This is a genomic window from Mycoplasma bradburyae (assembly GCF_024338845.1).
Taxonomy (GTDB): Bacteria; Bacillota_I; Bacilli_A; order Mycoplasmatales; family Mycoplasmoidaceae; genus Mycoplasmoides; species Mycoplasmoides bradburyae.
Genome location: NZ_CP101414.1, coordinates 263117 through 275217, shown reverse-complemented (window position 1 = coordinate 275217; position 12101 = coordinate 263117). Strand labels below are relative to the sequence as shown.

The 12101-nt window shown below is 34.0% G+C and carries 6 protein-coding genes, 1 tRNA gene and 3 rRNA genes; all 10 read right to left on the bottom strand.

Annotated features, from left to right (window positions below):
- Positions 1 to 405 precede the first annotated feature (405 nt).
- Positions 406 to 510 (bottom strand): 5S ribosomal RNA (gene rrf / locus NMG68_RS01140).
- Positions 511 to 577: 67 nt separating this feature from the next.
- Positions 578 to 3484, bottom strand: a 23S ribosomal RNA gene (locus NMG68_RS01135).
- Between the two features lie 501 nt (positions 3485 to 3985).
- Complete coding sequence (locus NMG68_RS01130) at positions 3986 to 4780, bottom strand: hypothetical protein (RefSeq protein ID WP_255034864.1); 795 nt, start codon at positions 4778 to 4780, stop codon at positions 3986 to 3988.
- A 584-nt stretch (positions 4781 to 5364) separates the two neighbouring features.
- A 16S ribosomal RNA gene (locus NMG68_RS01125) occupies positions 5365 to 6881 on the bottom strand.
- Together the 16S, 23S and 5S rRNA genes form the textbook arrangement of a ribosomal RNA operon.
- A 120-nt stretch (positions 6882 to 7001) precedes the next feature.
- Positions 7002 to 8738: an MATE family efflux transporter gene (locus NMG68_RS01120; RefSeq protein WP_255034863.1), complete on the bottom strand. Its 1737-nt coding sequence runs from the start codon at positions 8736 to 8738 to the stop codon at positions 7002 to 7004.
- Positions 8722 to 9357, bottom strand: coding sequence for a YtpR family tRNA-binding protein (ytpR, locus tag NMG68_RS01115; RefSeq protein WP_255034862.1), 636 nt, complete (start codon positions 9355 to 9357; stop codon positions 8722 to 8724). Before ytpR ends, NMG68_RS01120 begins: the two co-directional genes overlap by 17 nt.
- 2 nt (positions 9358 to 9359) lie before the next feature.
- Complete coding sequence (locus NMG68_RS01110; protein ID WP_255034861.1) at positions 9360 to 10235, bottom strand: DegV family protein; 876 nt, start codon at positions 10233 to 10235, stop codon at positions 9360 to 9362.
- A gap of 138 nt (positions 10236 to 10373) precedes the next feature.
- Positions 10374 to 11558 carry an elongation factor Tu gene (tuf, locus tag NMG68_RS01105; protein WP_255034860.1) on the bottom strand — a complete coding sequence of 395 codons (1185 nt, stop codon included), beginning with the start codon at positions 11556 to 11558 and terminating at the stop codon, positions 10374 to 10376.
- Positions 11559 to 11784: 226 nt separating this feature from the next.
- Positions 11785 to 11859, bottom strand: a tRNA-Trp gene (locus NMG68_RS01100).
- A gap of 5 nt (positions 11860 to 11864) precedes the next feature.
- Entirely contained in the window at positions 11865 to 12098 is a 234-nt protein-coding gene (locus tag NMG68_RS01095) for a phosphopantetheine-binding protein (protein ID WP_255034859.1), read from the bottom strand.
- Between the last annotated feature and the right edge of the window lie 3 nt (positions 12099 to 12101).

The following is a 12101-nucleotide window of genomic DNA, read 5'->3' as shown; positions in this document are numbered from 1 at the left end:
AATGATAAAGTTAATGAGTTATCTATTAATTATAACAATAATTAATCTATAAGTCTAGGAAACAGTATTTATAAAGTTTGTAACATTTAATTATAATAAGCAAAATAATTCCTTATTTTTAACTAAGATTCATTAAATAAATTTGATTATTTATTAGATTAAATGTTATTCAAAAATGAATATTAAATCGTTAAATAAAAGTTGTTTTAAACCTTATTTAAATTTAAGACATTAATAATAAATCCCTTGTTAGTGAATTTATTTTCCTTAGTCTTTAAAAAAAGAATATACATAACATTGTATAACTTTAAAACAATTAAATAAAGTTAATACACTCTCTTAAGCTATAGTTGATAGTAAAAATAAAAAAAACACCACTTATAGTGGTGTTTTAATTTTTGGTTTGCGTGATATTTTCCTATTCTCACCTAAGCTACCTTCGGCTCCATGATGCTTAACTTCTGGGTTCGGAATGGGACCAGGTGTTTCCATCACGATATCGATATCACACACATCGCTCTTTGAAAAACTAAATACAACAAATCATAATGATTAAAACAACTAATGTTTTATGATCAAATCTAAGTCCTCGAATTATTAGTACTAATCAGCTAAATACCTCACGGCACTTACACATTTAGCCTATCAACGTCGTAGTCTACAACGATTCTTACTCCATTGCTGGAAGGGAAGATTAATCTTAAAGTCGGTTTCACACTTAGATGCTTTCAGCGTTTATCCGTTCGACACGTTGCTACCCAGCGGTGCAGTTGGCACTACAACTGGAGCACAAGAGGTGTCTTCACTCCGGTCCTCTCGTACTAAGAGTAAATCTTTTCAATCTTCCTGCGGGCACAATAGATAGGGACCAACCTGTCTCGCGACGGTTTGAACCCAACTCACGTATCTCTTTAATCGGCGAACAGCCGAACCCTTCGAACCTGCTTCAGCTCGAGGATGAGATGAGTCGACATCGAGGTGCCAAACACTGCCGTCGATGTGAACTCTTGGGCAGTATCAGCCTGTTATCCCCAGAGTAGCTTTTATCCGTTGAGCGATGGCCATTCCATACTGAACCACCGGATCACTATGACCTAATTTCTTACCTGTTCGACTTGTAAGTCTCACAGTCAAGCACCCTTATACCATTACACTCTTAACACGATTTCCAACCGTGCTGAGGGTACCTTTGCACGCCTCCGTTACCTTTTAGGAGGCGACCGCCCCAGTCAAACTGCCCGCCTAACACTGTCCTATTGCTGGATAACAGCAACTAGTTAGAGAAGAATTTAAACAAAGGTGGTATTCCACTGGTGACTCCACAACTCCTAGCGAAGTTGCTTCAAAATCTCCCACCTATACTCTATATGTCTAAACTCTGCCCAATATTAAGTTACAGTAAAGCTTCATGGGGTCTTTCCGTCCCGTTGCGCCTAACGGGTGTCTTCACCCGTACCTGGATTTCACCGAGTCTATAGCCGAGACAGTCAAGAGATGGTTACACCATTCAAGCGGGACGGAATTTACCCGACAAGGAATTTCGCTACCTTAGGACCGTTATAGTTACGGCCGCCGTTCACTGGGGCTTCAGTCGCGAGCTTTGATTGCTCTAACACGCTTCTTTAACCTTCCAGCACTGGGCAGGTGTCACCCCATATACATCATCTTGCGATTTAGCATAGAGCTGTGTTTTAGTTAAACAGTCCCCCCTCGTTCTTCACTGCGGCTCAACTTTTACATTGAGCATCCCTTCTTGCGAACTTACGGGATGAATTTGCAGAGTTCCTTAGCTATAGTTCACTCGCTAACCTTAGGATCTTCTCCTTGACCACGTGTGTTCGTTCTCGGTACTGGAAACAAATAGTTAACTCAGAAGCTTTTCTTGGAAGCGTGATGTATGCATCTTCGCTACTTGCAGAGCGTTCACTCGTATTCATAAGTTGTCCTTAAAAAGAGCGGATTTGCCAACTCTTAAGACTTCTTATTTAACCCCAAATCCAATAATGGGGATGCATTAACCTTCTCCGTCACTCCATCAGCTATTTGTTTGTACAGGAATATTAACCTGTTCTTCCATCGACTACGCATTTCTGCCTCGCCTTAGGTCCAGACTAACCCTGGAAGGACGACCCTCGTCCAGGAAACCTTAGTCAATCGGTTTGAGAGATTCTCACTCTCAAGCGTTACTTACACCGGCATTCTCACTTGTATACAGTCCACCAATCCTCACGGTTTGACTTCACCCCATATACAACGCTCGTCTACCACTATCTAAATAAATAGATAATCCATAAATTCGGTAATATGCTTAGCCCCGTTACATCTTCGGCGCAAAAACACTCGACAAGTGAGCTGTTACGCACTCTTTAAACGATGGCTGCTTCTAAGCCAACATCCTTGCTGTTTAAGTATTTTAACAACCTTTTCCACTTAGCATATTTTAGGGACCTTATTTAATGATCTGGGCTCTTCCCCTTGTGACAATGAAGCTTATCCCCCACTGTCTGACTGCAAGAGTAAATTAATTGGCATTCGGAGTTTAATTGTATTCAGTACACCAAGGCGGCGCCATCATACATTCAGTAGCTCTACCTCCAACTAATCATTATCTTACGCTAGTCTTAAAACTATTTCGACGAGAACCAGCTATCACGGATTTCGATTGGAATTTCACCCCTAGTCACAGGTCATCCGCTGTCGTTTCAACGAAAGTCGGTTCGGTCCTCCATTAGATGTTACTCTAACTTCAACCTGCCCATGACTAGCTCAACCCGTTTCGGGTCTATAATAACAAACATATGTGTCGCTCTATTCAAACTCGCTTTCGCTTTGGCTTCCCTTCTAAAGGTTAACCTGCTTGCTATCATAACTCGCCGGCTCATACTTCAAAACGCACGCCATCACACATTAATGTGCTCTGACACGTTGTAGGCATATGGTTTCAGAATCTATTTCACTCCCATCCCTGGGTTCTTTTCACCTTTCCCTCACGGTACTATACGCTATCGGTCACTAGTTAGTATTTAGGCTTGCCCAATGGTCTGGGCGAATTCCATCAAGATAACGTTTCTCGATGTACTCAGGATACTGTTAGGTATTGAACCAATTTAAGATACGGGGCTATAACCCTATATTGCGTAGCTTTTCAACTACTTCTCCTATCAATTCAAAGTCCATGTCACAGTCCTATAACCCCAAGATAAATCTTGGTTTGGCCTCTTCCGCTTTCGCTCGCCACTACACACGGAATCTCTTTCGATTTCTTTTCCTGTTGCTACTGAGATGTTTCACTTCACAACGTATCGCTTTTAGACCCTATGAATTCAGATCTAAATAATTAATATCTCTATTAATCAGGTTCCCCCATTCGGACATCTACGGATTATCGCTTCCAACCAGCTCCCCGTAGCTTTTCGCAGGTTTGCACGTCCTTCATCGCCTTCTAGTGCCAAGGCATCCACCATAAGCCCTTAGTAACTTATGTATTTGATCCATTAGCTATTTTTGAATCTATATTATTGAAATTTGATTTGATACTTTAATCAAATTTCGGACTAGAAAGATTTGTCGTATTCAGTTTTCAAAGAACAATGTATTTGATCCATTAGCTATTTTTGAATCTATATTATTGAAATTTGATTTGATACTTTAATCAAATTTCGGACTAGAAAGATTTGTCGTATTCAGTTTTCAAAGAACAATGTTAGCTATTTAAAGCCTTTAAAAGTATAACACAAAAAACTAAATATGACAATATTTTTTTAAATATTTTTTATTTTTAGTTTTTTTATCAAAATTTTTATCTATTATTTTTTATAAGTATTGAAAATGCAAGATCTTATAAACCCTAGAAAATACAGGATTCTAAACATTATTTATATAAATAAAAGGATCGCAATTTTTAATAAGATTTAAGAGTTTTCTTGTTATTAACTTCTTTTTATCTTGTATATAAAAATAAGAATGCATCCGAGATGCATTCTTATTATTTTCAAACTTGGTAATTATTATCCATATCTTGCAACGAAATGTAATTCGCTTTTTTTAGTCTGTATTCAGTTAATAATCAAGGAAGAAATATTTGACCAAAATATTCTGATTTAGATGAAATTCTTAATTCTTTCTTTAATTTTTTTGTTTTAATAATTCGACTAAAGAATTTAACAGTCGCAACAACTAGAGTTACTAATAATATTATTCCGGTTACATAAGATATCGGCGCATAAACAATAAACGAAACAAATTTTATTGATCCTAAATTACTCAAGGAATTGGTATTTAAATAAATAACATTAACTATCAATAATATTGAAATAATAATTGAAAATAATATTTGCGTAATTGACATTCAGTTAAATAAATTTTTCGTCGCTAAATTATTCGGTCTAATGATTCGATCAGAAAATTTATTTGCAGTTTTCTTAAAAATAAGGAAATCTACTACAACACCAATTAACGGAATTATTGATAGAATTACCAATCAAGAATCAATATTAGTTTCTGTTTTAATAATTTTTCTAAGACTAACTTTATTAATTCAATAAACCAGATTTAATCCAAAAGTAATCCCTATACCAGCTAGCCCAATTATTAAAAAAGCAATTGATGCATTAATAAAAAGAATGCCATTTTGTGATTTATTTTCATTCATATGATCTAACTGATTCGGATCAATATTTGATAAGTAAACATAGACCGTAATAAAAACAATCAAGCTTACCAACATTATAATGTTTAAAACAAACCCACGGTAACTAAAAAAACTTAAAATTCTTTTCATGATAATATAACCACTTTTTATGTTTTTATACACATTTGCATTCAAGGAATAATTTAATGTATTCAAAACATTGACTGGAATAACATAATGCTCTTTTAAAGAGTTTTTCAACTACTTTTAAATATTAATTTAGATGTATTTTTATACATTTACTTAATCGACTGGTGATCAAGTGTTTTATAATATCGACATTAAAAGTAGTGATTTCATATTATATTAAACTCCTCTTTATTGATACAGCTTAAATAAGTTATAACAATTTCATTATAATACACTTTTCATAAAAATCTAGTAACAATTTTTCTAATAAAAGACTAAAAAAATAATTTTTAATAACTTGATCTTTATCAAATTATTAAAAATTATCGGTAAATATAATAAAAAAACACCGGTTTGATCCGGTGAATAAGAGGGTTTCTAATGATAAAAATATTAAATGCCCCTTGATAACTGAACAGAATCTGACCAACAACTTTTAGTTAATAAATTTGCTTTAATGGGTTTAACCTTTTTGTTGGATTTTATTATTTCACCGTTATATGTAACAGGTGTATATCGTGTTAGTGTATTAATATACTCCATAGAAAGGAGGTAATCCACCCCCACGTTCTCGTAGGGGTACCTTGTTACGACTTAACTCCAATCACCGGCCCTACCCTAGACATGCGCTTCCTTGCGGTTAGCAACACGGTTTTAGATATTACCAGCTCTCATAGTTTGACGGGCGGTGTGTACAAGACCCGAGAACGTATTCACCGCGACATGGCTGATTCGCGATTACTAGTGATTCCGACTTCATGAGGGCGAATTGCAGCCCTCAATCCGAACTGAGACCAACTTTACAGATTAGCTCCGCCTTACGGGTTTGCGACTGTTTGTATTGGCCATTGTAGCACGTTTGCAGCCCTAGACATAAGGGGCATGATGATTTGACGTCATCCCCACCTTCCTCCAACTTACGTTGGCAGTCTCGTTAGACAAAGTAACTAACGATAAGGGTTGCGCTCGTTGCGGGACTTAACCCAACATCTCACGACACGAGCTGACGACAACCATGCACCACCTGTCATTGGGTTAACCTCCATTATATTTCTATAACTTCGCCCAAGATGTCAAGTCTAGGTAAGGTTTTTCGTGTACCGTCGAATTAAGCAACATGCTCCACCACTTGTGCGGGTCCCCGTCAATTCCGTTTGAGTTTCATTCTTGCGAATGTACTACTCAGGCAGGATGTTTAATGTGTTAACTGCAGCACCGAAGTATTCGCTCCGACACTTAACATCCATCGTTTACAGTGTGGACTACTAGGGTATCTAATCCTATTTGCTCCCCACACTTTCAAGCCTAAGCGTCAGTATTGGCCCAAGTCCTCGCCTTCGCCTCTGGTGTTCTTCCATATATCTACGCATTTCACCGCTCCACATGGAGTTCCAGGACTCTCTACCAAACTCTAGACTAGAAGTTTCCAATGCATACAATCGTTAAGCAATTGCTTTTAACACCAGACTTTCTAATCCGCCTGCGCTTGTTTTACGCCCAATAAATCCGGATAACGCTTGCAACCTATGTATTACCGCGACTGCTGGCACATAGTTAGTCGTTACTTATTCAAATGGTACCGTCAGGTCAATAGCTTTCCACTCTACTGACTTTTCTTCCCAAATAAAAGAACTTTACAATCTAAAAAGACCTTCATCGTTCACGCGGCATTGCTCCATCAGACTTTCGTCCATTGTGAAAAATTCCCTACTGCTGCCTCCCGTAGGAGTATGGGCCGTGTCTCAGTCCCATTGTGGTTATTCTACCTCTCAGCATAACTACACGTCATCGCCTTGGTGGGCCATTACCCTCACCAACTAGCTGATATGCCGCACCCTCATCTTATAGCGAAGCAGTTGCTTCTTTAAAGTTATTCTCATGCGATAATTAACTTGTTATGCGGTATTAGCTAATCTTTCGACTAGTTATCCCCCACTATAAGGCAGATTGGATACGTGTTACTCACCCGTTCGCCTCTAATGTATTGCTACATCCGATCGACTTGCATGTATTAGGCATGCCGCCAGCGTTAATCCTGAGCCAGGATCAAACTCTCAGAAAATGACAGATTCTATTCAGTTTTCAAGAAGCATTTAACTAGCTACCAGTTTATTATCGATTGATAGCCTTTAAAAGTATATCATAATATTTTGATTATGCAATAACTTTTTTCAAAAAATTTTTATTTTTTTTCAATTTTATTATTTTTATCTAAATATTTTTTCATCAACATTCCAATATCATACTTACTAACAAATTCTCGATATTTATGAGCAAATGGTATTGAAATGATTCAGTTACATAAACAAGCTAGTATTGCATTTATTGGTTGAATTCAAATATATAGGAATATATTGTTTTTATTAATAGATAAATAATACATGGTAAAGAAAACTGGAATAAATGTAAATAAACCTTGCATTAACGAACTGATTCAAGCCATTCCAATTCTTTGAGTAGATTGAAATAATAATTGCGCGTTCATACTTAACGCAATAAAAATTGATTGCACTAAGGTGATTTTTAATATGATATTTGCAATAATTAATTTATCGTGATCTTCAATATTAAATAAACCATTTAAGAAAACGTTATTTAATCCAAATATAAATGTTAAATAAACAATGATCGAATAACAAAAAGCGATTAATGGAACATATCAATAAATTTTTGTAATGTCATTGAAATTCCTTTGACCAAATTTATATCCAGCAACAGTTCTACCTCCGTTTATTAATCCTCAAACTGATTGCAACATTAGGTTACTTATTGGTGTGATTGAACCAAAAATTGATTGATAATAATTTGGTGGTAAATTCGGCTGAATTTTTTCTGTCACACTTACTAGATTAGTTTGAAATATAGCATTAGAAATTGATAGTGCTGCATTTCTAAAAAAACTAGCAAGCCCAATCAAGAAAATTAAATATAAATAGTTTCAATTAAAATTAGCCTTTTTAAAAATGCCTTGATAAACTAGATAAGTTTCATTTTTCTTGATCAATAAAATATTGTAAGTAAGATAAGCCAAACAGTTTAATCCTCATCCAATAACAGTAGCATAGGCTGCGGCTGCTATTCCAGAATTTGTAAAACGAATTAGTAAATAATCAAAAATAATATTAATGATATTAGCTAATGGAGGAATAATTGAAATAAAAAGCTGTCTTCCTTCAGCTTGATTAAGCAAGAAATACATCTGATTCATCGATTGAATCACGAATAAACCAGCTAAAACATATACATAATTACATGCATTGTTTATTTGCAATTCTTTAAATCTAGCAAAGAATCTACTGACTATTTGACCATCGACTGAATTAACATCAAAAGCAGCATTCATATTATTCATGCTTCCATTAGCAGAATTAGTTAATCAAACTCTAGCGACACTTACAATAATTAAAGATGAAGCTATACTAACTACTAAATTAGTCGTAAAACCTGTTGATCATACTTCTTTAATTTTAGCTTCATTACCACTACCCAATGCTTTAGAAAATTGGTTAGCCATACCCATTGTAATTAATAATGTTAAAGCATTAATTATCACTGTTATTGGAGCTGATATTGAGATAGAAGCTCTAATTAGATCATTGATATTGAAAACTAGTACATTTAAATTTTTAGAAGCCTTTACATAATCATTGTAAGTTCAGGTTTGATTATTACTATCAACGAAATTAAAGTAATTGTTATCAAAAATTGATGCTGGATTTAGATCAGATTTTATAACAAACTTTACAATCATTATTTGATCAATAAATATGTATAATGCTGAAAAAAAAGAGACAAAAATTGACGGAATAATAAAACGTAATAAAACAACAAAAAGGCGTTTGTCATTAAACCTTTTTGTTATTTTGTCATTTAGTTGTTTTTTTGTTTCTAATCTTTGACTATTAATATTTGAAGTCATTAGAGTTACTGTTTATGGTTGTTTCGAATTCTGAACCAACGATAGCATCATCATTAAGAATTAGTATTTTATGATCATCATTACTCATATTAGTTAAACCTAATTCATTTTCTGAACAAATCATACCTGAAGATTCTAGATTAAACAATTCAGATTTTTTAATATGTTTACCGTTGTAAATGAATCCATCAACTTGAACCACCACAACCTTTATTCCTTTAGATACATTAGAACCACCACAAACAATTGATAATGGTTTTTCTTTAGCAATATCCACTATACAATGGTTTAAATGTGTTCCTTCTACTGGATTAACTTCAATTACCTGGCCAATTAAAAAAGCAGATTCTAAGTTGTTTATTTCAGTTAAATATTCATTAACCAAACATTCTTTAAGCTCTTTAGTTAAAAAAACTAATCCTTTATTTTTAATTAATGATGATAATTTTTCTTTTTGCGAAACATTTAGAATATTGAAACTAACAATGTCGTTATTGTTGTTGTAAAAATAAATTACATCGCCAATTTGTTTATTACTAGCGATAGTTGATGGATCTTTTATGTATCCAATCATTGTATCTTGAAGATTTTCAAAAGAATAATACAGTGTTACTTGCATAATTAATCTTCCATTTGCACTAATAGAGCGTAATTAGAAATTCCTGTATGTACAGCGATAACAGGTGAGAAACGAACTATTTTAATTTCAACATCTGATTTTAATAACGATTTGAATTCGTTAAGTACTTTTTGATTTTCATTATCATCAAGAATGGTAGTAACGATCGCTGCTCGCTTAATTTTTTTAGATTTTAATTTGATTTTTTCCTCAAGGAAATCAATTAAATTATTTTTAGCCGCTAAATCTGTTTTTGTTTTATCAAAATACTCTAAACCACCATTAGTAGGCATCATGCTAATTAGTAATTTAAGCTTTAAAGTTTTGACAAAAACCGCTTTAAACCCTTTTAATCTTCCACCAGCAATTAATTGACTTACATCTGAAACTACTAAAACTCCACCGAAGTTTTTCTTCATCTTAGCAATAAATGCTTCAACTTCTTTTGGATCTACTTCATTATTTTTAGATTCTAGGAACTTTCTTATTTCTTCCAACATCCATACTATTCCGATTTCAACATTACCTAGATTGAAAGCGAAGAATTTTCCTTTAAATTCAGATTCTAAACTTTTTCAAGTCGCATAGTTGCTTGATAATTTTTCAGAAATCGGCAGCCCAATTACATAATCATATTTTTGGGTTAATTCTTCTAATGTTTGTTGTAGAACTCCTATAGATGATTGAGAAGTTTTAAATTTTGAACCACTTTTAATTTTTTCATCTAATTTTTCTAAATCCATGTCATAACTTGCGTTATGAACAGTTTGCTCTGAGTTTTTAGTTTCAATTATACCTAATGGTACTAAGTATATATGTTTAGATTCATCACCTAAAATATTTGATGAGGAATCTATAACAAAAGCGATTTTTTTCAAAGTTAAATACTTCCTTATTGTTATTTATAAATAAAACTAAGGAACATTATTGTTATTTATAAATAAAACTAAGGAACATTGTTCCTTAGTTATTATAATTTTTATTATTAAAAATGAATTATTCTAGTAATTAAACTACTATTCTAATACTTCAACTACAGTACCAGCACCTACAGTTCTACCACCTTCACGGATAGAGAACTTAGAACCTTTTTCACAAGCGATTGAAGAAATTAACTCAACAGTAATTTCTGCGTTATCACCAGGCATAACCATTTCAGTTCCTTCTTTTAATTGAATTGAACCAGTTACGTCAGTAGTTCTGAAGTAGAATTGAGGTCTGTAACCATTTAAGAAAGCAGTGTGACGACCACCTTCATCTTTCTTAAGTGCATAAATTTCAGCTTTGAACTTTTTGTGCGGAGTAATAGAACCAGGTTTAGCTAATACTTGACCACGTTGAACATCTTTACGATCTACACCACGAAGTAAGATACCAGCATTATCACCAGCCATAGCTGATTCTAATTCTTTTCTGAACATTTCGATACCAGTTACTACTACTTTTCTAGTTTCAGTAATACCAACGATTTCAACTTCTTCAGATACTTTAAGTTGACCACGTTCAACTCTACCAGTTACAACTGTACCACGACCAGTAATAGTCATAGTGTCTTCGATAGGTAATAAGAATGGTTTATCAACTTCACGATCAGGAGTTGGGATGTATTCGTCAACAGCCTTCATTAATTCGTGAATTTTTTCTTCTCATTTAGCTTCACCGTTAAGAGCGCCCAATGCAGAACCTCTGATGATTGGAGTGTTGTCACCATCAAATCCGTAAGATTTAAGAAGGTCTCTAACTTCCATTTCAACTAATTCTTGCATTTCTGGATCATCAGCAACGTCACATTTATTTAAGAACACAACCATCTTAGGAACACCTACTTGGCGAGCTAATAAAATGTGTTCACGAGTTTGAGGCATAGGACCATCAGTTGCTGAAACTACTAAGATACCACCGTCCATTTGAGCAGCACCTGTAATCATGTTTTTAACATAGTCAGCGTGACCAGGACAGTCAACGTGAGCATAGTGACGATTTGCAGTAGAGTACTCTACGTGAGCAGTGTTAATTGTAATACCACGTGCTTTTTCTTCTGGAGCTGCATCGATTTCATCGTACGCTTTAGCTTCAGATGTACCAGCTTTTGCTAACACGGTACAAATTGCTGCGGTTAATGTAGTCTTTCCGTGGTCAATGTGACCAATTGTTCCGATATTAACGTGGGGTTTACTACGATCGAACCTTTCTTTTGCCATTTTTTAAAATATTTCTCCTTAAAAATTTCTAAAGTGAAACGGTCTTGAACCGTGTTTACTTATAGCGCTATGTATTTTTATATTATATAGCTTTAATGCTAATATATTATATTATTAAAAACCTTTTTTTAATAAAAAGTTACTTTTTTTTACAAAAAGTTTTCACAAAAAAAAGAAAAGACGCATTATCTGCGTCTTTTCTTTTTTTATAAAACTTATCAAATAATGGCAGGGGTGACAGGACTCGAACCCACAACACTCGATTTTGAAGACCGATGTTCTACCATTGAACTACACCCCTAAAGATTATTTCTTAAGTTCTTTTATATAATGAACTAAATCATTTATAGTTTTAATTTTCATCAATTTTTCATCAGAAAATTCAATATTGAACTCAGATTCCAATTCAACAATAATATCAAATAGATCTAAAGAATCAATACCTAATTCTTTGTAACTTTTATTCATATTCGAATCATTAAGAGTTACAGCCATTTTTTTCTTTTTAGCTATATTATTGATGACGCTTAAAATATCCATAAA